This is a genomic window from bacterium (assembly GCA_013360215.1).
GTDB lineage: Bacteria > CLD3 > CLD3 > SB21 > SB21 > JABWCP01.
Genome location: JABWCP010000011.1, coordinates 51,030 through 76,153, shown reverse-complemented (window position 1 = coordinate 76,153; position 25,124 = coordinate 51,030). Strand labels below are relative to the sequence as shown.

At 46.3% G+C, this 25,124-nt stretch carries 19 protein-coding genes; 13 read left to right on the top strand and 6 right to left on the bottom strand.

Annotation, left to right across the window (positions count from 1 at the left end; all coding sequences use genetic code 11):
• Window positions 1–15: 15 nt before the first annotated feature.
• Window positions 16–966, bottom strand: coding sequence for a peptidoglycan DD-metalloendopeptidase family protein (locus HUU58_09135; protein ID NUN45835.1), 951 nt, complete (start codon window positions 964–966; stop codon window positions 16–18).
• Window positions 967–1,219: 253 nt separating this feature from the next.
• On the opposite strand from HUU58_09135, the gene fdhD reads away from it, so the two are divergent.
• The 5 genes from fdhD to HUU58_09110 all read left to right on the top strand — a co-directional run bounded on the left by fdhD (window position 1,220) and on the right by HUU58_09110 (window position 8,175).
• Window positions 1,220–2,059 (top strand): formate dehydrogenase accessory sulfurtransferase FdhD, encoded by an 840-nt coding sequence (fdhD, locus tag HUU58_09130; GenBank protein ID NUN45834.1) that lies wholly within the window; start codon window positions 1,220–1,222, stop codon window positions 2,057–2,059.
• Window positions 2,060–2,150: 91 nt separating this feature from the next.
• A complete protein-coding gene (locus tag HUU58_09125; protein ID NUN45833.1) occupies window positions 2,151–5,024 on the top strand; it encodes a hypothetical protein in 2,874 nt (957 codons plus the stop codon).
• Window positions 5,025–5,058: 34 nt separating this feature from the next.
• On the top strand, window positions 5,059–5,892 hold the full coding sequence (locus tag HUU58_09120) for a class I SAM-dependent methyltransferase (GenBank protein ID NUN45832.1): 834 nt from the start codon (window positions 5,059–5,061) through the stop codon (window positions 5,890–5,892).
• 110 nt (window positions 5,893–6,002) lie between these two features.
• Window positions 6,003–7,472 (top strand): aminotransferase class V-fold PLP-dependent enzyme, encoded by a 1,470-nt coding sequence (locus HUU58_09115; GenBank protein ID NUN45831.1) that lies wholly within the window; start codon window positions 6,003–6,005, stop codon window positions 7,470–7,472.
• A 76-nt stretch (window positions 7,473–7,548) separates the two neighbouring features.
• Window positions 7,549–8,175 (top strand): response regulator transcription factor, encoded by a 627-nt coding sequence (locus HUU58_09110; GenBank protein NUN45830.1) that lies wholly within the window; start codon window positions 7,549–7,551, stop codon window positions 8,173–8,175.
• A 102-nt stretch (window positions 8,176–8,277) separates the two neighbouring features.
• Here the strand turns inward: HUU58_09110 and HUU58_09105 are convergent, their stop codons facing one another.
• The gene (locus HUU58_09105) at window positions 8,278–8,823 is read right to left on the bottom strand and encodes a DUF4154 domain-containing protein (GenBank protein ID NUN45829.1); all 546 of its coding nucleotides are present in this window, start codon (window positions 8,821–8,823) and stop codon (window positions 8,278–8,280) included.
• Window positions 8,824–9,146: 323 nt separating this feature from the next.
• Here HUU58_09105 and rnhA point away from each other — a divergent pair, with 323 nt between their 5' ends.
• The 8 genes from rnhA to HUU58_09065 all read left to right on the top strand — a co-directional run bounded on the left by rnhA (window position 9,147) and on the right by HUU58_09065 (window position 19,397).
• Window positions 9,147–9,599 carry a ribonuclease HI gene (gene rnhA, locus HUU58_09100; protein NUN45828.1) on the top strand — a complete coding sequence of 151 codons (453 nt, stop codon included), beginning with the start codon at window positions 9,147–9,149 and terminating at the stop codon, window positions 9,597–9,599.
• On the top strand, window positions 9,596–10,432 hold the full coding sequence (locus HUU58_09095) for a lysophospholipid acyltransferase family protein (protein NUN45827.1): 837 nt from the start codon (window positions 9,596–9,598) through the stop codon (window positions 10,430–10,432). The genes rnhA and HUU58_09095 overlap by 4 nt, the downstream gene beginning before the upstream one ends.
• Before the next feature lie 118 nt (window positions 10,433–10,550).
• Window positions 10,551–11,786 carry a response regulator gene (locus HUU58_09090; protein ID NUN45826.1) on the top strand — a complete coding sequence of 412 codons (1,236 nt, stop codon included), beginning with the start codon at window positions 10,551–10,553 and terminating at the stop codon, window positions 11,784–11,786.
• Window positions 11,787–11,789: 3 nt separating this feature from the next.
• Window positions 11,790–12,341 carry an NUDIX hydrolase gene (locus tag HUU58_09085; GenBank protein NUN45825.1) on the top strand — a complete coding sequence of 184 codons (552 nt, stop codon included), beginning with the start codon at window positions 11,790–11,792 and terminating at the stop codon, window positions 12,339–12,341.
• Between the two features lie 45 nt (window positions 12,342–12,386).
• Entirely contained in the window at window positions 12,387–13,106 is a 720-nt protein-coding gene (locus HUU58_09080; GenBank protein ID NUN45824.1) for a DUF1211 domain-containing protein, read from the top strand.
• A 27-nt stretch (window positions 13,107–13,133) separates the two neighbouring features.
• Entirely contained in the window at window positions 13,134–15,329 is a 2,196-nt protein-coding gene (locus HUU58_09075; protein ID NUN45823.1) for a S9 family peptidase, read from the top strand.
• Window positions 15,330–15,336: 7 nt separating this feature from the next.
• Window positions 15,337–16,305, top strand: a complete 969-nt coding sequence (locus HUU58_09070) for an alpha/beta fold hydrolase (protein ID NUN45822.1) — start codon at window positions 15,337–15,339, stop codon at window positions 16,303–16,305.
• Window positions 16,302–19,397, top strand: coding sequence for a CHAT domain-containing protein (locus HUU58_09065; protein ID NUN45821.1), 3,096 nt, complete (start codon window positions 16,302–16,304; stop codon window positions 19,395–19,397). Before HUU58_09070 ends, HUU58_09065 begins: the two co-directional genes overlap by 4 nt.
• Here HUU58_09065 and HUU58_09060 read toward each other — a convergent pair.
• The 4 genes from HUU58_09060 to HUU58_09045 form a co-directional block, all read right to left on the bottom strand.
• Window positions 19,391–20,326 (bottom strand): hypothetical protein, encoded by a 936-nt coding sequence (locus HUU58_09060; protein ID NUN45820.1) that lies wholly within the window; start codon window positions 20,324–20,326, stop codon window positions 19,391–19,393. The genes HUU58_09065 and HUU58_09060 overlap by 7 nt on opposite strands.
• Window positions 20,327–20,506: 180 nt before the next feature.
• Entirely contained in the window at window positions 20,507–21,100 is a 594-nt protein-coding gene (locus HUU58_09055) for a sigma-70 family RNA polymerase sigma factor (GenBank protein NUN45819.1), read from the bottom strand.
• Window positions 21,101–21,103: 3 nt separating this feature from the next.
• On the bottom strand, window positions 21,104–22,702 hold the full coding sequence (locus HUU58_09050) for a M28 family peptidase (protein NUN45818.1): 1,599 nt from the start codon (window positions 22,700–22,702) through the stop codon (window positions 21,104–21,106).
• Between the two features lie 16 nt (window positions 22,703–22,718).
• Window positions 22,719–25,064: a TonB-dependent receptor gene (locus tag HUU58_09045; GenBank protein ID NUN45817.1), complete on the bottom strand. Its 2,346-nt coding sequence runs from the start codon at window positions 25,062–25,064 to the stop codon at window positions 22,719–22,721.
• Between the last annotated feature and the right edge of the window lie 60 nt (window positions 25,065–25,124).

The window sequence follows — 25,124 nt, the reverse complement described above, 5'->3', positions numbered from 1 at the left end:
GTTCTTTCGTTTAGTTTAACTGCTTTTTTTGGCGAGTGAGTCGGCTTTCACCGTGATCACCAGCGCATCGCGGATCTGCGGTATAAAAGTCGCCGGATCCCGCGGCACGCCGTCGCGCCATATTTCAAAATGTAAATGAATACCTGTTGCCAAACGCCCGGTCTTACCGACCGTGCCGATCACTTCACCCGTCTTGACCGCATCATCCGTTTCTTTCAGGCGAAATTGCAAATGTTTATACACTGAAAAAAAACCGAATCCATGATACAGGACGATCGTATTGCCGTAGTCGGTAAACCATTCCGAAACGATCACCCGACCTTCGGAAGCGGCCTTGACCGGCGCGCCTTCCTCCGCCACGATGTCCACACCGCGATGTATGCGTGTAGCCGACGGATCGTTGTAACGGTTATCCTGATAACCGCGCGCAATAAAGCGGCTGTTAACCGGCATCAACGTGGGCACGACGCGGGCGTAGGATAAATAATCTATACCGATACGGCCGACATCGCTGCTGATATCCTCCGCCATTTTTTCATGCATCGGATCGTTGAGGTCTTTGCCGGGATAATATCCCATTTCACTCGGCGCCGTAAAATTTTCATACGTTGAGCGGCCTTCGTACGTCGTGTCCCGGGGCATGTTTTTCAGCAAACCAAACACGATGCGGATTTTTTCATTCTCCTGCTTGACCTTACGGTACTCGCGTTCGATCTGCTTGATCCGGGTATTATCTTCGGCGAGCTTTTCGTATTTACGCTCCAGCTCGTCGTAATAAAACACCTTATAGGCAAACGAAAAATAGTATATCAAAGAACCGGCCAGCACAAGACCTACTACAGCCAATGTACCGAGCATCACGCGCAGCGTTGAAACTTTAAGGCGAAAACTCCGGGGATCGGAAACGGCATCAAACATCACCAGAAGTGTGACATATTTGTGCGGCGATTTCTTTTTTTCTTCCACGTTCAACCCGTTTTTGATGACCGATCGGATCGCGTTTATATCGCTTTAAAACGATGCTAAATCTAAATTTTTATAGAACATACGCCTTTTTTTCCAAAAAGCAACGCAATATATCTAAAAGAACATGATTTGTCAATTTTTTTCTTAATTATAAGCCGATCCGGAAATTAACACCTTTATACCATAAAAATACCATAAAATTAGTGAAATTGAAGCCCTTTTTGGGTAGTTTGTGCGAAACTTCGAGGTTTATGTGGAATCGGCAACACGCACCTATCTCATAAAAAAATTCAGCGATGGTTTGGACCGCGATCATGCCGACACGCTCGTCACTGAAGAACCGCTGTCCATCGCGGTCGCTCACATGGAACGCACCGTCGAAATCGCCGTTACGATGCGTACACCCGGTCATGACGCCGACTTGGCGCTTGGTTTTTTGGCGGCCGAAGGCTTACTTCACGCCGGAGACGGCTCTCCCGACTATACCATCATACAAAAAATCCTATCACCGGAAGAAAATTCAATCACGCTGCATGTGAACGAATCCGCCTTCGCACGCATGGCCGAGGCCGACCAATTGCGCCGCTATTCGTTTGTCCAATCCAGCTGCGGTATCTGCGGGAGCCGCTCAATCAGCGATTTGCGCGCTAAGGGGTTTCGTCGCATCGAGGACGCGACGGTTTTTATGGCTGAGCAAATTCTCACTTTGCCCGATCGCCTGCGCCGCGAACAAAAAATATTCGAACAAACAGGCGGCCTGCACGGCGCCGGATTATTTGATAATGCAGGAAACTTACTCTGCGCGCGCGAGGATATCGGACGGCATAACGCCGTAGATAAAATCATCGGCTGGGCTTTCATGCAGCGACGTTTGCCGCTCCATGGCCATCTGCTTTTGGTCAGCGGGCGCGTCAGTTACGAAATCGTGCAGAAAGCATTGAGCGTCGGCATACCGTGTATTGCGGCGGTTTCCGCACCGTCCAGTCTGGCCGTCAAATCCGCACACGAGTTCGGCATGACATTGATCGGGTTTCTTCGCTCCGGTCAGTACAATATCTACTGCGGATCGCAGCGCATCGCACAGCACGCATAGTTGTTTCGTCAGACCGTGTAATCGGTACTCGCGCATCTCGAAAATAATCGGTTCTTATTTTCATAAATCACGTCTGATTGCGCAGTTTAATATGGTAACATCAACCCCGATGCATCCGCTAAAAAAACTAACTCTGATTTTTTTTGTACTGCTGATGCCGTCATCCAACGTCAGCGCACAAATCAAAATCCACCGCTCCGTCAATGTCGAACAAGGGCTTGTCCAATCGCAAGTCACGGCGATCACCCGCGACCGTTGGGGTTATGTGTGGATCGGCACGTTGGGCGGACTGAGTCGGTGGGACGGTGTTCGTTTTCAAAATTTTCAAACGCAGGACGGTCTCGCCGGCGGGCAAATATCGGCGTTGCACGAGTACCATGACGGATCTATGTATATCGGAACCGACGGTGGCGGCCTCTCTGTGTATCGCGACGGGCGTTTTACGACACTCAATAAAGATTCCGGTTTGTGCGATAATCGCGTGTGGAATATCATTCCGTCCGGTGATTCGGCGTTGTGGATTTGTACTTATGGCGGCGGCGTCAGTTTTTATCAACCGCAACGGCGAAGCTGGAAAACCATCGGCCTTCACGAAGGGTTACCCGATCTGCGCGTGTACACCGGCGTTCACGCCGATAACGATGTCTGGTGGTTTGGCACCGACAGCGGTGTAGCGATTCTGTCCCCACAAACGCAACAGCGCATCACGGCACGCGACGGACTGATCCATCCCATTGTACGCAGCATTCGCCGTCTCAATGACAGCGCATGGGCTTTGGGTACACGCGAGGGACTGAGTGTGTATATCAACGGGCGTTGTACTAACTACACCACACGCGACGGTCTTGCCGATAATGACATCAATGCAATGCTGCTCCTGCAAAACGGCGCATTGTGCATCGCTACGGCCAATGGCATCAGTCTATGGCACCACGGCGTTTTTGAGAATCTGACGACAGCAAACGGATTGGCCAATGACTTAGTATGGAATATCTATGAAGATTACGACCGTACGCTTTATTTCGGGACCAATGGCGGCGGCGTCAGTATGTATCGGCCCGGGCGTTTGACGACGTGGCGCAGCGGTAAAGAATTGCCCGATGCGCCTTTCACCACAGTCACCCAGAGACGCGATGGAAGTATGGTGTTTGGTTCACACGCCGGTCTTATCACCATGCGTGGCGATAAACCGGAAATTCTCGATGAAAAAAAAGGGTTGGCGCACAACCTGATCTGGAGTCTTTTTGAAGATCGACGTGGCCGGTTGTGGATCGGCACACACAACGGAATTCACACGGTAACCGACGGACGCGTGACCGCCACTTATCGTCACTCCGACAAACCGATGAATCGGGCTTACGGAATGACCGAAGATGCCGACGGGAACATGATTTTGGCTACACGCGGAGGGCTTGCTAAAGTAGAAAACCGCCAGATCGTGCCATGGGCTACCGGAACGCCGCTCTCCGGGCAGATCGTATGGTGTGCACGTACGTTGCGCGACGGCCGCATGGCCTTTGGCAGCGACGGCGCCGGTCTTTTTATATACGACGGATCGCAATTCAAAAATATTTCTCAGAAAAACGGACTGGCCGGCGATTTTGTTGTTTCCATATACGAAGCGCCCGACGGCCTTTTGTGCGTTGGTACCGATGGCGGCGGTCTGTCTTTGATACGCGACGGAGTTATTCGTAATTTTGATACCAAAAACGGATTGCGTGACAATACGATCTATGCGATCACCGGTGATGCTAGAGGCGCCATTTATGCGGCCAGCAATCGCGGCATGCACATCCTTTCGTTTTCCGGCGGAGACACGTTGATACGCACGATTCGGCGCAGCGACGGCCTGGCCGGCGATGAATGCAGCCTCGGAGGTGTGTGTACGGATCAGAACGGCCGGGTATGGGTTGCAACCGTCAACGGCATGACAGAGATCAACCCGAGTTCCGACAGCCTCTATACCGTTCCGCAGACGCGTATCCATCGTTTGCGCGTGTATGAAAATAGCATTCCGGTCGTGGCGCACACCGCTTTCCGTCATGACGAAAATTATTTGAAATTTGATTTTATCGGAATCTATCCTTCAGCGCCGGAACAGGTGCGCTACCGCTACCGGCTACAAGGTCTTGATGCGCAGTGGATTCCCACTACGGAACGCACGATCCAATATACCAATCTCGCTTCGGGCGATTATACGTTTGAGGTGCAGTCCGCCAACGACTGGGGTGTATGGAGCCCGACGGAATCGCTGGTCTTTACGATCACGCCTCCGTTTTGGAAAACCTGGTGGTTCCGGTTGATACTCGTCCTAGCCGTGATCGGATTATTGTGGGTTATTTACCGCATTCGTGTCACACGTTTGCTCGCCATGGAACGTATGCGCGTGCGCATTGCCAGCGATCTGCATGATGATATCGGTTCAACGCTCACGCGTATTGCCGTCAGTTCGGAATCCATTCGCAGTTCCGATGATCTCTCGGCTATTCGTCATTCCGCCGAACGGATCGGCCAACTCAGCCGTGATGTGATACGCACCTTCAGCGATATTGTCTGGTCCATTGACGCACGCAATGATCGCATGGGCGACCTGATCGCGCGCCTGCAGGATACGGCGTATCAGGTGCTTAACACGGCCGAGATCGCCTGCACGTGGGATGTACACGGCATCCGCGCGGAAGAATCGCTGGCTGTAGATGTGCGGCAAAATGTTTTTCTGATCGTCAAAGAAGTGCTGCATAATGCGGCCAAACATTCGGGAGCTACCTCCGTACACGTTCGCATCGAGCGTACAGATCGCGGTCTCATAATTTCTCTGAGGGACAATGGCCGCGGCATTCCCGATGAGCGGATCGGAAAAGGCAACGGCCTTCGCAATATGCGCATGCGCGCCGAACGCGTGCGCGGCCGCATAAAACAAATCAACGATAACGGAGCGGTAACCGAAATTTTTATACCTCTGTAAAATAATTTCACTTCACTAATAAAAGAAAAACCGTATGGATTATTTAGATTATCAATACGATCCCAATGATCCCGCACTGATGGCGGTCACCGATGAATTGCCGCTTTGGTCGGCGCCGTTTGGAACGGAACTGCTCAACGCCATACGCTTTAAACCCGGCATGACCGTGATGGACATCGGTTGCGGTACCGGATTTCCAATGCTTGAAATCGCCGAACGTATCGGAAAAAAAGGAACGGTATGGGGCATTGATCCGTGGCCGGCGGCGGTCGCACGCCTCCGTGAAAAAACCGAACGTTTGGGCATCACGCAGGTGCGTATCATCGAAGGTCAGGCCGAAGATGCAACCATCGGAGAACATACGTGTGATCTGATCGTATCTAATAACGGCATTAACAATGTAAGCGATATTCCAAAAACCTTAAGCACGTGCCGCCGTTCCGCCAAACACGGTGCACAGTTTGTCATGACGTACAATCTCGAAGGCACGATGCGCGCTTTTTACGATGTGTTGCGTGCAGCGCTGCGTGATCATCGCCGCGAAGAAAACCTTCCCCTTATTGATCAGCATATCCAACAAAAAAGACCTCCGCTGGATCGTATGGAAGCATGGATCGAAGAATCAGGATTTGAAATCGGAGAAATCAAACTGCGGCAGTTTCACATGGATTTTACCGACGGGAAAGCTTTCTTTGAACATCATTTGATCCGCCATTGGTTTCTCCCTTCATGGAAAAATCTAGTGCCTCAGGAAATCCGGCGCCCTGTTTTTACGGCAATGGAAGATCGCATGAACGATATCGTCGCGGATGAGGATGTGTTTCGCATCGAAATACCTTTTGCGGTGATCGATGCGACGGCCATATAAAACAGCGATTTTACGTACAGAAAACCCGATGATTTTTTGCATGCAGTTGGTTGTTTTTTTAATTATCCTCTCGGGTTTAAAAATCATTAACCCTTATAAGCTCTGCATTCATGAAACTTGAAGAGTACTTCCAAAAATTTCGTACCAACACCATCGGTCACGACCTGACTGTCCAAACTCCGTACGGAACACAACACATCGTTTACGCCGACTGGGTAGCAAGCGGACGGTTGTATCGTCCTATCGAGGAACAACTGCTTTCGCGGTTCGGCCCTTACGTCGCCAATACGCATACGGAAACCACCACTACCGGAACGACAATGACGCATGCGTACCACGAAGCTAAAGCGATCATCAAAGGGCATGTAAATGCCGCTCCTAATGACGTTTTAATTTTTGCGGGTTCGGGTATGACCGGTGCGGTCGCCAAGTTTCAACGCATACTCAATCTTCGCATTCCTGAAAAATTCAGCGGACGCATTTCCGTACCCGAAGCGGAGCGCCCTGTGATTTTTGTAACCCACATGGAGCATCACTCCAATCATACCTCATGGCTGGAAACCATCGCGGATGTAGAATTAGTTGGACGTGATGAAAAAGGTTTGGTGGATCTGAACGATCTCTCAAGGCTGCTGGAACGCTACAAAAACCGGCCTATGAAAATTGCTTCCGTCACCGCATGTTCCAACGTCACGGGGATTCAAACGCCCTATCACGACATAGCTAAAATCATGCATCAAAACGGCGGGTATTGTTTTGTGGATTTTGCATGCTCCGCGCCGTATGTACCGATCAATATGCACCCCGCCGATACCGATGCGCGTCTGGATGCTATTTATTTCTCTCCGCATAAGTTTCTCGGCGGACCCGGCACGCCCGGTGTTTTGATTTTCAACGCTCAACTTTACGGTAATAAAATTCCCGATCAACCCGGTGGCGGTACGGTGACATGGACCAACCCCTGGGGCGAACATAAATATTTTCAGGATATCGAAATTCGCGAAGACGGCGGTACACCGCCTTTTTTGCAGGCGATCAAAGCCGCGATGGCGATTCGCCTCAAAGAAACGATGGATCCGTCGCGTATGATGGCGAGAGAAGAAGAAATGTTGCCGCGCGTATTCCAGGTTTTGCGTCAGGCACCGGGGTTGCACATACTGGCCGATCATGTCGAACATCGCCTCGGCATCATTTCGTTTTATATAGACGGTCTGCACTACAATCTCGGCGTCAAACTGCTCAACGATCGCTTTGGCATTCAAGTTCGCGGCGGCTGTTCCTGTGCCGGCACGTATGGTCATTATTTACTCAATGTGACGCGCGAATTTTCCAAACGCATCACGGACGAAATTGATCACGGCGACATGTCCGAAAAACCGGGTTGGATACGACTTTCTCTTCACCCGGTGATGACCGACCAGGAGGTGGATTTCATCCTTCGCGCGATTAGCGATGTGGCGTCCCATCACAAAACATGGTCGAAAGGCTACGTTTACGACGGATCGGCCAACGAATTTCGCCACAAAGAGTTCAAAGAAAACAGCGCGGCCATAACCGACTGGTTTCGTGTCGAAGCTTAGCCATCCCATCGTTATGGGATTGGTTTTCTCCGATGACGGCCTTAGTTTGCGATGAATGTTTTACAAAGGATCGTTTATGATACGCATTGCGATGATCGAGGACGACGCGGAAATTCGCCAGAATGTGACGGCATTTTTGAAAAAAGACAACCGTTTTACGATAACGACTTCCGCCGGATCCGTCGAAGAAGATTTGGAAGCGTTCAAAACGCATACGCCTGATATTCTGATTCTCGACATAGGCTTACCCGGTATGTCGGGATTGAGTGCAATACGTCTCTTCCGGGAAAAATTTCCCGATACGGACATCGTGATGTTTACGGTCCATGATGATCCGGCGCGAATTTTTGAAGCCCTGTGCAACGGTGCATCCGGTTATCTTATCAAAAATACTCCGTTTGCGGATATTGCACGATCACTGGACGAATTGCATAACGGCGGTGCACCGATGTCACCGCAGATAGCCCGCAAAGTGATTCAGCACTTTTATCCCGCGCCGTCACAAAAACCTCAGTCAACGCTGTCCGATAAAGAGAAAGAAGTCGTGGTGGGATTGGTGGATGGTTTGAGTTACAAAATGATCGCCGATCGCATGGATGTGACGATTGAGACAATCCGTTCGCACATCAAAAATATTTACCGCAAATTGCATGTCCACTCCAAAGCCGAAGTGATCACCAAGTCTTTACGCGGCGAAATCTGACCCTTCAATCTGTAAAAACCGTTTCAAAAACTTACAGAAACGCATCAAAAAATCAGTATAAATTTTTGATATATTTTTTTACAGCAATATAACGTCGCAACCTTATTCGACGATTTTACACAGCTGAAGAAACTGCGCACTAAAAGCGTGGCCTTCAGCACGCATCTTCGTTTTATTCAGAAATGTTTTTGTTTTCCCGCCTTCATTGGACACCGATAAACTGACCAACCCTGTGGTCACATGATCCGTTACTCCGGATATACTCAGGATACTTTTAGCATTACACAAAGCCGAAATTTCCGACACCTGGGCCGCTGTCAGATCATCACATATGTATATCAGATGTACGCCGAGATTATCAAGTATGGAGGCCAATGCTGCTTTACCGGAATACGTCCCGTCAAACGCCTGTAATGTGTTGGATTTGATCGTTTTCCCGGAAAACAACGAAGACGCTTTATTGCGATTACCGTTTTCATCGGTACGCGACAATATCAGAAGATTTCCGCCTTTGAGTTTGCTGTCATACGATAAACTTTTGATCAGCACGGGAACATGCACGGATTCTGTGGCATCAATTTGATATTGAGCAAACAAACTCAAAATAGGACAACACACGAAACCGATAAGTACGGTCAATCGTTTCACACGCTCCTCCAAAAAAGGGTTTTTGTTGTTATTTGATAAGTGATAAGACGGAACCGCCCCAATGTAAAGAAAAATGAAGTGTAATCGCAAGAAATATTACTTTCGAGTCTATTCAACATAACACGTATTTTTTGTATAGTCTCATTCTTCATACTCCCTGCTATGTCCAGACGAAATAGCCGATCTTTCATGACCTGTCTTGTGTATAAGCGATTATCATCTAAGAAAACAGGATGTAGGACATTCAAGGTCAAGTTCAATGCAGTTTCGATCTTATTTAAAAAAAATCTTTTGGTTGATGATAATTTTTATAAAATGTAGCTATGACAACATCACAAAGTCCTCATATCACGATTTACACCGACGGTGCCTGCAAGGGTAACCCCGGGCGCGGCGCATGGGCGGCTGTTTTGCTCGCCGAGGATGGAAAAAGTAAAGAAATTTCCGGAACGGAAGACGCCACGACCAATAATCGGATGGAATTGGCGGCCGTCGCCGAAGCGCTTAAAGCGCTCAAACGCCCTTGCCGGGTCACGTTGCATTCCGATAGCGCTTACATCGTCAACGCCTTCCATCAAAAGTGGCTGGATAACTGGCAACGCAACGGCTGGCGCACCGCCGACAAAAGCCCTGTTAAAAACCGTGACCTGTGGGAAATCATCATCGATCTATGCCAAACGCATACCGTCCGCTTTGAAAAAGTCAAAGGCCACGCCGGCATCCACTATAATGAACGCGTGGACACGTTGTGCAACGAAGCCTTGTCGGTTCAATGAAACGTTTGATCTGGCGGATCGAATATTTAATTCTGCTTTTTTTTCGTTATTTTCTTTTAGTTATTCCTCTGTCTCTCGTTCCATCCATCGGAACCTTCATCGGTGACGTATTTCATTTTTTTAAAATCCGTCATGGCGTAGCGTATTCTAATCTGGTACGCACGGGTTTGTTTGATGCTTCTGCGATACAACGCATTCTCAGGCAAACATACCGCCAGTTCGGCAAAACATTTGCAGAACTCCTGGTATTGGACCGTTACGATGGCACTCATACTAAACAATTTTCATTCCGCTTACCGGACGATTGGGATTGGCAAAACTTGCGCAACTCGGTTTTGATCTCCGCCCATTTTGGGAATTGGGAATTGATGGGAAAAGCGTTGATCGCGCATGGCGTTTCGCTGGCGGTGGTAGTACGCCGTCAAACGAATCCGTATGTGGATGCATGGTTATTTCGGCATCGCACACGCTGTGGCATGAGAGTTTTGTACGAAGATGATATTTACGGCATACTCAGAACACTTCGATCCGGTCACGCTTTGGCTTTGCTTTCGGATCAGGATTTCGGTCACAATAAAATACCTGTGCATTTTTTTTCTCAACCGTGTTTTGCACCGGCCGGTCCTGAAATGCTCGTCCGACGCACGGGATGCCGGGCTTGGCTTTGTCTTGGAAAACGTGAAACTTCGGATCAATTTGTGTTTTCCATTGACACCATTTCTGCGTCGGAAACATCGTTCTCATCGCATTATACCGCGTTGATCGAATCGGCAATCCGTTCCGCTCCCGAACAATGGTTTTGGTTTCACCGTCGCTGGAAAAACAATAAATGATTATTCTTGATTTAAACTCACTCAGAACGTATTTTTTTCAAATTTCAAGCCACCATCTCAATACAATCCTATGTCGCTCAAACGTCTTCCGCATTCGCAGGATACCGGAGACAGCAATATGCTGAATCATCACGAAATCCTGGTCGTGGATGATGAAGAAAATGTACTTTCTGTTTTATCGCGTCTTTTGAGTGATGAATATAAAGTGCACACGGCCACCAACGGAAAAGACGGCCTTGAAATCCTTGAGAAAAATCCCAATATCGCGCTGATAATTTCCGATCAACGAATGCCGGTCATGTCCGGAACCGAATTTCTCAACCGCTCCATCAGCGTTAACCCCGACTGCATCCGCATTATTCTCACCGGTTATACCGACGTCAAAGATTTGATCGAATCCATCAATGCGGGGCGCGTATTCCAGTATGTGACCAAACCATTTGAAACCGATGATCTGCGTATTATTGTTAAACGCAGCCTGGATTTCTTCGCCCAAAGCCGGGCTCTCGAACGGGCCCATCTTGAAATCAAGACGGCTTACGAAAACCTGAAAAATGCTCAGGAGCAACTGGTTCGCTCCGAAAAAATGTCCATGTTGGGCAAACTCATGAGCAGCATTGCCCACGAGATCCGCAACCCGATAAACAATATAAGCAATTCGACCAAATTGATTTCGCTGGAATGGGCGGATGTCAAAAACCTTTTTATCGAAGTCAACGCACTCACGACCGGTCAAAAGACAGCCGAACAATTTAAGTCGGCTGTTAAGGATCGATATAACATCGAAGAAGTGTTGCAGAATTTTGAAACGGCAGTCGGTGTGATCAAACACTCGTGTGATCTGGTTACAGAAATTGTCGAAGATTTGCGTGGTTTTTCGCGGCTTGATGACGCCGAATTTGTTCAAACCGATATACACCAGCAGATCGAACGTTCACTCACACTTCTGAAAGCAAAATTCAAACATCACCTCGAATTTGTAAAAGATTTTGGTGTCGTATCACACATTCTGGGATTACCGGGGCCGCTATCCCAAGTATTGATCAATCTTATCAATAATGCGGCACAAGCCTCACCGGCGGACGGCAAAGTCACCATACAAACCCGCCAAGAAAATACCACGGTTCGTATCGCTATCACTGACCATGGCGCAGGTATTCCTAAAGACATCATCGGTAAGATTTTTGATCCAGGATTTACGACCAAACCGGAAAGCGAAGGTACCGGTTTCGGCCTATCTATCTCTGCTGAAATCATCAAAAAGCACCATGGCCGCATCGAAGTAGAATCGGCTCCCGGTATGGGCTCTACATTTACTGTGTATCTGCCCGTTGATCCGCGCAACGTCTCTTAAGCCATGCATCGCAACTGGTTGATCTCCCGATTAAACGCATACCATCCGAGCGATCCGCACGAATCGGCGATGCGCGATCGTATGTTGAATTTTGTCCACACATACCCCGATTGTTTTGAACGTTATCTGTCCATCGGGCACATTACCGGCAGCGCATGGATCGTCAACCCCTCGCGCGATAAAGTTTTACTGACGCATCACGGCAAACTCAACCGATGGCTGCAATTAGGCGGGCATGCGGATGGCGATCCCCATGTAGATCGCGTGGCCTTGCGCGAAGCGCAGGAAGAATCCGGTGTCGAAGCGACAACGCTTTTGTCCGATATGCCCTTTGATTTGGATATTCACGAAATTCCGCCGCACAAATCGGACGCGGCGCATCTTCATTACGACGTGCGGTTTCTGATCGAAATAGATGATGCCATACCGCTGCGCATTTCTTCCGAGTCCAAAGATTTAGCTTGGATTGCGTTGAATCGCATTGCCGATTATACAACAGAAGAATCCGTACTCCGTATGGCGCGAAAAACTGCCGTAATGCAAAACAATCTTTAACGTTTCTTCTTTTTCCAGACTAACTTCGAAATTAGCGAGGTCGTTATGCTGAGTAATCAAGCGCTTGACCCTCATTTTCGCTGGCGCGGGCATGAAGTCACCCGTGTGGAAGCTTTCAGCGATGCGGTATTTGCTTTTGCAATGACTTTGCTGGTCGTTTCACTTGAAGTACCCAAAAACCTTTCCCAGCTTTTGGAAACCATGCGCGGTTTCCCGGCATTTGCCACGTGTTTTACGATCTTGGTGATGTTATGGTATTGGCATTATAAATTTTTCAGACGTTTCGGTTTACAAGACCGTTTTACAATTGTTTGGAATGCCGCGCTCCTTTTTGTAGTGTTATTCTTTGTTTATCCGCTCAAATTTGTCATGACCCTCGTCGTCAATATGATGTTGGGTGTTGCTTATGAACAACCGCCGATCGCGGCGGGTCAAGGCGACGACATGATGTACATCTACAATGCAGGATACATCGCCGTGTGCGGTATCTATGCCTTGCTGTACCACCATGCGTACCGTCTTCGCGCGCGATTTGAACTTAATGAAGCAGAGATTTTCATTGCCCGTTCCGAACGGCGTTCATATATCATCAATATCGGTATTGCGCTTTTTTCAACCTCTTTACTTTTATACGGCGGCTCCGCTATGGCCAATTGGGCCGGCTTAACGTATTGGATGATCGGACCGGCTATGGGAATTCACGGGTATCGTACCGGAAAAAAATTGCACGCAATCCAGCTTCGAATGAATCCCAACAATGCATAACAACCCATAATACCGGCAAAGTGATGTATGAAAAAAAGATTATTATGGATCATAGCGGCGATGATAACCGCGCCCGTTTACGCTCAAACGAACGTAACACTCACACCTGAATATCTGTACAACGGTGAAATTAAACAACGCACCGAAGCGCCTTCTTATTTTTGGACTTCGCAGAATACCATTATACTTTACGACACACGCGTCGCATGGTCCGAACGTTCTTATCAAATGTTGAATCCCCAAAGCGGGGAACGCTTTACACTCTTTGATATGCGTACGGCTATCGCGGGTTTACAAAAACATATCTCCTCCGCTCCCCCCGCATTGCCTTGGCCGGAGGGTTTGGATGCATCTGGATCGCTGGCCTTATTTTCTTTTGAAGGCGACGTATTTATCTTTCACTTTAAAACATCACAATGGACGCGCGTAACCGCGACATCGGACGAAGAAATGGCGCCCCGGCTTGCTCCGGACGGAAAAAAAGTCGTTTACGTCCGCCACAATGATTTGTTTAGTTACGATCTTGTTTCGCAAAAAGAAACACGGATCACCTCCGACGGAAGTTCGACATTACTAAACGGTCGTTTGTCCTGGGTTTATTGGGAAGAAATCTACGATCGCGAAGAGCTTGGCAGCTTTTGGTCAGACGACGGTTCGCTACTTGCGTTTTATAAATTTGATGAATCGCAAGTTGACGATGTGGTTTTTCAGGATTATAAACCCGCCGTTCCGGCATTGATACACCAACGTTATCCTAAAACCGGAAGCGTCAATCCTATCGCTACCCTGCACTGCAGAAACATGAATACCGGAAAAACGGTGGCTGTGGATATGACCGGCCTGACGTATGAATACATCGTGCGGGTAAAATGGCTTCCCGACAACAAGCGATTGGCCATGCAGACGATGAACCGTTCGCAAACCGAATTGAATCTTTATTTTGTAGATGCGGCTTCCGGAAAACCTACACGGATACTTTCAGAAACCAACTCCGGATTTGTCCGCGAACACAACGATTTGTATTTTTTAAAAGGTGGCAGCGAATTTATCTGGTCGTCTCAACGCAGCGGATACACGCATCTGTATCATTATCAAAGTGACGGGCGCTTGATACGTCCCGTTACGTCTGGAACATGGTCTGTACAAATGACAACGCTGTACAGCAAAGGCGGTGTGGTCGGTATAGATGAAAAAACGCAGACCTTATATTATCAGTCACTGGAAAAATCTTCGATTGAACGCCACATTTACAGCATTCGTTTTGACGGAAAAAATAAAAAAAGACTTTCGATCAAAGATGGTACGTATGATGCGACACTAAGTCCGGACGGACGGTTTCTAATGTACCATCATTCATCCGCCGATACACCACCTTCCCTTACGTTGCACAAACCGGACGGCTCCATCAAACAAGTGATCGCCGCGGCGGATACAACGTATGCGCGTACTTTGGGATTCGTACCATACCGTTTTTTTACGATCGCCACGCGTGACAGTTTTCCGATGCCCGCAATGATGCTGCGTCCTGCCGATTTTGATTCGACCAAAAAATACCCCGTCATTCTCCATGTGTACGGTGGCCCGAGCGCACCGCAAGTCAATCACCGTTGGCCGAAAGAAACCATCATGCCGCATCAGTTATGGGTGCGCGACGGATATATCGTCATCACCGTGGATAATAGAAGCGCTACCGGAATCAGCAAAATACTGGAAAATACCGTTGTCCGCATGCAAGCCAGCGACGGTGAATTACGCGATCTAGAGGATGCCGTGGCTTGGATTAAAACGCGATCATTCGTTAACCCCGAACGTATTGGCATATGGGGTCGCAGTGGTGGCGGAACCTTTACTCTACTGGCCATGACACGAACTTCGCTTTTTAAAGCCGGTGTCGCCGTCGCTCCGCTCACTAGTTGGCATTATTATGATACCAAATATGGTGAAGCTACAATGAAGACCCCTCAGGAAAATCCGGATGGTTATCTTAAAACAGATCTCAACCGGTATGCGAAAAACCTGAGCGGAAGATTACTCCTAGTGCATGGCACGTATGACGATAATGTCCATCCGCAAAATACATGGCACTTTGTTGACGAGCTGATTCGCGCGGATAAACGTTTTGAAATGATGATGTACCCCATGCGCAAACATACGTTTACGGATACAGCGGCCAAACTGCATCTATGCAAAACCATGATTGAATTTTGGAAACGTAATTTATAGAAGGACTATGCCTTTAATCGAAGCATCAACATACCGGGCGCCATTACTTCTTTTTAACGGCCATGTGCAAACGATTTTTCCGACGTTATTTCGGAAAGTACATGACGTTTCATTTACGCGTGAACGCATAACGACACCGGATGATGATTTTCTGGATTTGGATTGGCTCGCTACGCACACATCAACCAAACTGGCAATCCTATCGCATGGTCTTGAGGGGAATACCTCGCGCACTTACGTGCGCGGCATGGCCAAACGATTTCATGAAGAAGGTTGGAATGTTCTCGCCTGGAATTATCGCGGATGCAGCGGTGAATCGAATCGTTTGCTGCGTTCATACCACAGCGGAGCCACCGAAGACTTAGAAGTCGTCATACATCATGGACTCAGCCGAGGATATACGGAAATTGTATTGATCGGATTTAGTTTGGGTGGAAACATGACCCTCAAATATCTCGGTGACAAGGGAAATCAAGTCCATCCGGCTATCCGTAAAGCGGTCACATTTTCAGTTCCTGTGGACCTCAAGTCATCGGCATTAACAATGGAGTCTCCTGCCTGCCGCATCTACATGCGTCGTTTTTTGCGCATGCTTCATGAAAAAATAAAATTGAAATCAACGATGTTTCCCGGACAAATCAGTGACACAGGATTTTCAGAAATTAAAACATTTCGCCAATTTGATGACCGCTATACGGCACCGATACATGGTTTTCGCGACGCTGAAGATTATTGGTCCCGGTGCAGTGCCGTGACGTTTTTGGATAACATTGCGATACCGACATTACTGGTCAATGCACAAAACGATCCGTTTTTAGGCCCATCGTGTTTTCCGATCGCACAGATACAACACCATACTCACATTACTTTAGAAATGCCTCGGGACGGAGGACATGTCGGTTTTCCTGCATCTTCTAAAAAAGGTTATTATTGGTCGGAAGAGAGGGCTATAGCATTTGTAAAGGGGAACGCATGAATAAGCTACCATTATTATTTCTATCATGGTCAATATTGTTTTTACATTGTCCTACAGACTATTCGTTTTCACAAACCCTTAAAGATACGCTTCAGGCTCAACGCGACTACACTACAGCACAACAGTTTTTGAAAGTTCTGAAATATGACAGTGCTCTCATTTACTTAAACCAATCTTATGAGGCATATAAATCACATCAATGTTGGGAGCGTATTGCCGACATCGCTTCAGAAATAATTGAAACACACCGCACAGTGGCCAGATATGATTTAGCTCTCACAAAAGGCTATATGGCTTTAGAGCAAATTAAACAAAACCTAGGCTCAGATAACTTGTCGTACGCCAAAGTTTTGAGTGCTATAACTATTACTTTGTGGAGTAAAGGTGATTTAGATTCATCATTAGAGGCAAATCGTTCTGTTTTACAAATTCGCATTGCGAAACTTGGTTATGACCATTTTGATGTTGCCGCTATTTATAATATGATTGGTATTATATACTCCGACAAATCCAAATTTGATAGTGCGTTATTTTACTCTAAAGAGGCGCTGCGAATACGAATATCTACTTCTGGCCCATTTCACAATTCGGTAGCCTCAAGCTATATCAACATTGGTGTCATCTATAGGAGGCTTGGAGATTATACATCGGCAGAAGAGTACTATAAAAAAGCTTTGACCATTCGCATCAAAACACTGGGTGATGAGCATCCACGTACCGCCTTAATATACGACAATCTCGGCATCTGTTATGACATTATGGGAGATGTCGAAAAATCTGCAGATTATCATGCCAAAGCGCTATCGTCTCGTATCCGAGCTTTTGGGACAAATCATCCGGATGTGGCTGGGAGTTATGTAGATTTGGCCATCCTCAACTACAATCGCCAAAACTATCGTTCAGCGCTGGACTATCAGTCAAGAGCATTACAAGTTCGCCAAAATATATTCGGGATAAATTCTATTGCCGCTGCCGCGAGCCTTGGTAATATTGGAAATATTTATCGCGAACTGGGAGATAATGATTCAGCACTATTTTATTATGATTCAGCTTTTGCAGTCAATAAAAAAAAATATAAAATTCACGGCGAAGTCGCTAAAAACATGACTTACCTAGCGATTATCCATGGGAAAAGAAAAGAATTTTTCCTGTCTGACTCACTTTTTTCTGCAGCAATCGAAATGGCAAACAAGGCCTTTGGTTCAAAAAATCCTGAAATAGCTGAGATGTGGATGCATCGCGCTGAAATCGCTGAGCAAAATAACAATGTAGAAGTTGCATTACGTTACACTCAGAATGCTCTCATAACACAATTACCAGCATTTTCTGACTCCTCAATTAGTGAAAATCCTCCTCTGCAATTGATCCGCCCTGAAACCGGTACAATTGTTATCCTCGCTCAAAAAGCACGGCTTCTTAAAAAGCAATACGATCGAACAAAGAAATTGTTGTACTTAGAAGAATCCTATAATGTTTATAACCTTACGGCATCATGGATAGATATTCTCCGTCAAGGTTACCGCCTTGAAGGATCCAAAATCTTTTTAGGTTCCAAAGCCAAAATAATCTATGAATCGGCATTAAAAACTATCTCTGAAGCCTATTATATTACTTCCGACAATAAATGGATTGATCGCGCATTTGTTATGTCACAACGCAGTAAAGCCGGGACATTACGTGAAGCTCTACATGAACTCCAGGTTCGGAATTTTGCTACAATTTCCGATTCGATTCTCCGCTTAGAACGCGAGTTAAAAACTCAAATTGCTTTCTATGAAACAAAATACACACCATCGCCACAGAGCAGTAAATTCAATAATTCAGACGAACAATCATACACAGCTAAAATACTTTTCGACCTAAAAAGCAGATACGAAACTCTGCAGCAGTCGATTGAAAAAACAAACCCTGCTTACTATCAGTTAAAATATGATATCACCGTGCCGAATATTTCAGATATTCAAAATCATCTGAAAATCAGGCCGGGTGTCGTTTTGGATTATTTTGTCGGTGATTCCTTGATTATGATTATCCGATTGACGGATAAAACTAAAACCATGATTGCTCAAAGCAAAGACAGTACCTTTGAATACACTATTAGACATATACGTCAAGGACTTACTGATCTTGATATTTCTTCGTATGAGAGGTATTCAATAGCATTTTATAATCAATGGGTTAAACCTTCGTTGGAATCAATAGCCATAGGAACCCCACTAATTATTATTCCGGACGGCATGTTATATTATTTACCGTTTGAAACATTATTAATGAAAGCAAAGCTTACCGAAGGTGATAAACAAAATACGCGTGCTCGTTATCTATCTGAGGATTATTCGATACAGTATTTAATGTCAGCAGATATGCTATTATCATCCCATTCTACAATCGCACCCAATTCATTCTATGGCATTGCACCGGTATTTGATGACAGCGTAACGAGCGGCGATATTCAATCATATAAATTTTACGACTCAACAAAAACCTCTTCACGACAAATCCAGCAAAAGGGGGAAGGTTTTCCGACTTTACCCTACAGTATTCAAGAGGTAAAACAAATTAAATCGCTCTTTTCCCAAAGAAAATTGGATTCTAAAATCATAGTCCACCGTGCGGCAACAAAAAAACAAGTATTAAATGACACCTTGATCCATTACGGTTATATCCACGTGGCCAGTCACGGTTTTATAAATGAAGTGAATCCGAAATTATCAGGCATTGCTCTTTACTCCGACGACTCGGTTGACGTGAAAGAAGATATATTATATGCCGGAGAAATATACAACCTCCGTCTCAAAGCCCACTTGGTAACACTCAGTGCCTGCAAAACGGCGCTGGGAAAAATCGAAAAAGGCGAAGGGGTGATCGGATTAACACGGGGCTTCATTTACGCCGGAGCAAGACACGTGCTTGTGTCACTCTGGCCGGTAGATGACCGTTTGACGGCCGAATTTATGACAGAGTTTTATCGTAATGTCTTTACTGAAAAAAACCTGAGCCTGGCGCTGCAAAAAACACAAAAACGATGGATAGCACAACAACACACATCCTACCCCGGCGATTGGGGCGCGTTTGTTTTGATCGGTTACTGAACAGGAATATAAAATTTTCGTACATCAAGACGCACATCACCGGACTTGATAATCCAATAATACAATCCCGGTGTCAATACACCGTTATACGACAATTGATCTTCTTTCGTATTAGCTTCCCATACCGAAGCATTACGATTGTTTAAAATATTTACCGTAACATTTACATTAGGATCCGATTTTTTCCAAGTAAAAACCAAAGGCCCGCGAAGCGTATCCCCAGAAGAGGGCTGGATTATTTCTATACGTACCTCCGCGCGGTATGTACGTCCGATAAAATTTTCAAGAACGGCATTCGGTTCGAAATGCGCTGCCAATAATTTTTCTTTGTTCGGCTTTGGTGTTTGCTGCAGAGGCAATGCGACTTGGGGTTGTTCCGTGAGGTGATGTTGAGGCACCACGAGTGTATCTTTGGAAATATCAGGCTTCGTATCCGTCGTTAAAACTTCAGTCGGCTTCTGCAGCCACCATATACCGGCCATGATCATCACGACAATCGTTGCAGCGGCCGACCAAATATACCATACAGGCCTATCTGTGCGAACTAAATTTTCTTTATCGGCAAGCGAAACACTACAAACTTTAAGTTCGCTAAAAAATTGTTCAGATAGCGATGCGCATGGTAACCTTAACCCTGTTTGTACTTCAAGAATCCGTAAGGACCACCCTACCGACGTAATTAATGCGCTTTGGCCGATCCACGTCGGACCCGCTTCAGAAATCAACGCCGTGGATTGATCTATTTGCAATGTCAGTCCCGTCGCACAGCGTATTTGGATTCCTTTGCTCATTTTTTGTATGAGCGGAGATTCTGTGCGATAGGACGGATCCAAAAGAATATCATCATCAAATACTTGTTCAAAAAGATTACGGGCGGAATCTTCTTCACGAATCTGCGTATCAAACCAATCCCGTTCATATTTACTCATAACGGAGTACCCGTGAATACAACGGCTCATCTTCTCGGCATTCCATATCACGGACGGAATCTGACGTAACGGGTCCAAGAAATCTAGATTTATTTTTTTCTCATCATCTGTCATAATACGGCCTTTTTTTGCACTAAACTAACTCCTCACAAACAGTAAGTACGGATAGCAATAAAATACTTACAACTTTTTTTTATTTTTTTTGAAATACCCGATAACTTCTAAATAAACATGTAACGCTTCACGTACTCTGTGTATCAGTACGCCTGCATAATTTATTGTGATTCCGGCTTTTCGAGCAATTTCAGCAACAGTCAGTTCATCAATCAGCCCATTGAGTATCACGATCTCTCGCGAATTCAATGTCATACGAAAACGATGGATATGTTCAAGCAAATCTTGAGCTAAAAGAGGTGAATCAGGTAGCGGGGTCGTCGAGGGCGCACGCGTTACGGCATCATCATCTTCATTGTCGCGTTGCGCACGGCTCGCCGGTACTTCGGACTGTTTGTATACTTTACTATCTTCAAATAAACGCCAGCAACGAAAATAAACGGCTTTCATCAGATAATGATCGGCTTTTTCGCGAATGCTCTCTTCGCGAATAGACGATAACCCGATATATACCTCATTGATGAATGCGTCCTGATTTTCCAAATCTGTACCGCGGAACACATCGAAGTATTTACGATGAAAATTAACAACATAGCCGTGCCCGCGCGATCCGGGGCGCAGAAATTCGTCTATATTTATTTCCTTACGACGGAGAAACATCGTTTAGCGTTTATCCACGACAAGTCGCTCCGGCCTATTGGTCAGATTCATCAATAGCCGGCGCGTATGATCGGTGATTTTGTATAATTTTTTGAAATTGATCTTAGCAACATCATCGCTGGGTTTGTGATAATCGGACGTCATGCCGTCAAAGAAAAAAACGATGGGAATACCTAATTTGGCATAATTATAGTGATCGCTTCGGTAGTAATATTGATTAGGATCATCGTCGCGATCAAATGTGTAATCAAAATGAAAGTAGCCCGTTCCGCGATTAATGGATTCATTGGTTGATTTGAGTTGTGAACTAAGGCGGCCCGAGCCGATCACATAAATACTATCTACACTTTCCCTTCCTACCATATCCATATTAATTTGTGCAGTGACGTCTTTCCATGCCCACGCGTTGACGGTGGCCGGATCGGTCAGATACTTTGAACCAATCAGCCCTTTTTCTTCCGCTCCGTGAAATACAACTAATACCGAACGTTTATTTTGTTGTGAAACAAATACCGAACGAACCGTTTCCAAAACTGCGGCCGTGCCGGAACCGTCATCATCCGCCCCATTAAATATGGCGGCCGACGCATTGACTCCCAAATGATCGAAATGTGCCCCGATAGCCACATATTCATTTTTCAATACCGGATCATGGCCTTCGATTTTACCGATAATATTCATCGCTTTCACTTCTGTAACCGTGCGTTCGACACGTACATCGCAACGTATATTTTTCACAGTAAACCGCGGCACCATCGCACCCGACTGCGCCTTAGATTGAATTTGTTCAAAATTCGTCTCAGCGGATGCCAATGCACGTTTGGCAAATGCCATATGGCAATAATAAAAAGGAACCCGTTCGCCCTCCGATTTTGGTAAAACCGATGGATCAAAAATCATGCGGCTGGATCCGAAGAAATCCACATAGTCATCCCATTTTTCCAAAAGCGCTTGGTATGATAACACAAACAACACAGCCGCACCCAATTCCTTTGCCCGATGCCTCTTATAAAATAAAGCGCTACTATACGAACTTACTATTTTCCCGTCGAAAAACTGATCATCATCCGATGTCGGTTCACCATCAAGCACTAATACGACTTTACCGCGTACATCCAGACCTGCATAATCATCGTATCCGTATTCCGGCGCCGTGATACCAAACCCGGCAAAAACGAGCGGTGCAGAAGTATTACAATTATCTACATATTCATGAAAATTACTAAATGTTTCGGCATAAGGCATGGTGTACGAATTCCCGCTTGCGCTGTCATAAAAAATCACGGATGAATGTTTGCCGATCGCAATTTTGGTCGAAGAAAATTCCTGAAAATACGACAGACTGTCTCGGCCGTCCGCCGTTCGGGCGAGCGCAAAAGGTTTAACACCGTTTTGTCTTAACTGTGAGGCGATATAACCGGCAGCTAATTTTTCTCCGCGTGTACCCGCCTCCCGTCCTTCTAATTCGTCCGATGCAAGATACGTCAAATGAGCCACTAAATTTTCCTCGCGAATGGATGCCTGGTCTGAAGAGCGGGGCGTGATAAAAAAACCACAACCGGTTAGGTTCAGGACGACTACGCAAATCAATATTTTCGGCATATCCTTCTCCATTAGATTAAAATTCAGCACTGATACCGATCGTAGGCAGTATCCCTATGCGATCACCACGGGTCACTTTATCCTCCGCGAAATCGTACGACGGCGGCGTTTTGACTTTGTAGTTATATACATTTTGTACGTCCATAAAAATAATAAGCCGCCAATGTTCATAATTAAAATACCGATCCGCGCGTAAGTCCAGATGATGGCTCGCTCCCAGACGTTTGGAAAGGTACTCATCCGGAAGATTTTGAACGACACCCGGTTGCACGGGATTATCCTGAGGACGATAAACCGGTGTATACGGAGCGCCGGTAAAATAGCGAAACTTACCGCTGAATTCCCATTTGGTATTCAATTTATAACCGCCGGAAACATTTAAAATAAAGCGCTGATCAAACGGATTGGGATAGGTTTTACCGTTACCCGCTACCACTGTACTTTTACCCACCGTAATACTGATTTGACCGTAACATGGTATGTCAGAAAATTTCTTTTGAAGTAACATTTCGACACCAAACGCTTTTCCAGTTGCACGCGAAACCAACGTCGTATATCCGAAGGATTGAAAATTATCTTCGCGCCCACCAAACCCGGTGCCGGTGCTTGTAATGACGATATAATCATTGATACCTTGTTGTGTTCCGGTCGGCAGATGACTGTACTTTTTGTAATATGTCTCAATGGATAACTTCACATCCGGACGCAATAAACGGTCCGCACCCGCTACGACCATGTCGTTGCGCAATGCTTTGAGTTTTTTATTAGCCGGATTGACTAACCATACGTACGATGGCGATTGATAATAGGTTCCGCCGCTCAATTTAAGATTGGATTTGTCCGATATTTTATATTTGAATGCCAAACGCGGAGCAACATACGTTGTTTTTTCCAAAGCCGAGTACCGATCTACGCGTAAACCTGCATTAGCATTGAGGCGCGGCGACACGACCCAATCCATTTCCGTAAACCCGCCGTATTTATACGCTGACGCACGTGTTTCATCCAATCCCGCTAGGCCCAGCGAATCCGCGGGTATACGATTACCGTTGCGATCCACGATCGTATCACCAAATACGGTTTCATTGCGATTATTGACGGATTTCATACTCAATCCGGTCAAAATACCCATGGATTTATTAATCACAAAATACCGCTGAACGGAAGCATTCGTTTCCACTTCGTTGGCACGGCTGTTATAATATTCGCGCAGCGTCGTATCTTTTTGTGAAAAACGATATCCTGAAAAATTGACATTGGCTGTAGCCTGCCAAAATCCTTTTTCAAGGTTGTGCTGGTAACTGGCACCGACGACTTGTATGAATTGTTCATTATCAAGAAGCCCGGAATTAAAAATACGATCTTTCCGTTTTTCATTATTTTTACTCACATCATCAAGTGCCGTCAATGCGAGAAAAGTGAATTTATCACGCGGCGATGGTTCGTATTGACCGATCACATTAAAATCCGTGTACCTCGGCACGAAAGCAAATCCGGCGGCTTTGAAAATAAAATCCAGATAACTCCGTCGGGCCGACATGATAAAGTTTCCGCTTTTTCCCAATGGTCCTTCGGTGTTGACGCCAAATTGCGTCGCCGAGATCAGCCCTTTACCGCCGATACGATCATCGCGTCCGCTTCGCAATGTAAGTTGTGTGACGGATGACATCTTGTCACCGTACCGTGCCGAAAAACCGCCTGTCGAAAAATCAACATTATCCACGAAATCCAGGTTAATGAAACTCAGCGAACCGCCGTTGTTTCCCTGCGTGCCAAAGTGATTGATATTGGGAATTTCCAACCCGTTGACGATATACAAATTTTCTGACGGACCGCCGCCGCGCACCAGTAAATCATTGCGTCCACCGCCGCCATTGACCGCCACACCGGGCAGTGTAGCCACTGTTTGCACGACGTCTTCAAAACCGCCGGGAAATCGCCGTATTTCTTCACGGGATAGATTAGCCGTGCTCGTCTTAGTTTGATTTTGCTCTTCAAAATATCCCGCCGTTACGATCACTTCGTCGCCTTCGATACTTTCCGCTTCCATTGCAACATTGAGCCGAAACGGCTTGTTCCCCGTGACAATGACATCGGTCTTGATGAGCGGCGCATATCCGATCAGTGAAAATTGCAGGCGGTATGTCCCACCGGCCAATTTATCCAACCGGTACTGCCCGTTGATATCGGCTACCGTTCCGCGCGTTGTGCCCAGTATCTGCACATTCACTCCGGCAAGATACTCTTTGGTTTTCGCGTCAATGACCACGCCCGTGATCACACCGGTTTCTTGGCCAGTGACTACAGCGACGGTAACAAACAACGCTAAAAAAATTAAATTCTTTACTAACATTTTATACATATCACTTTCATATCAAAAACGGCGGATGTTTTACATCACGCCGCTATGTTTCCAAAATAA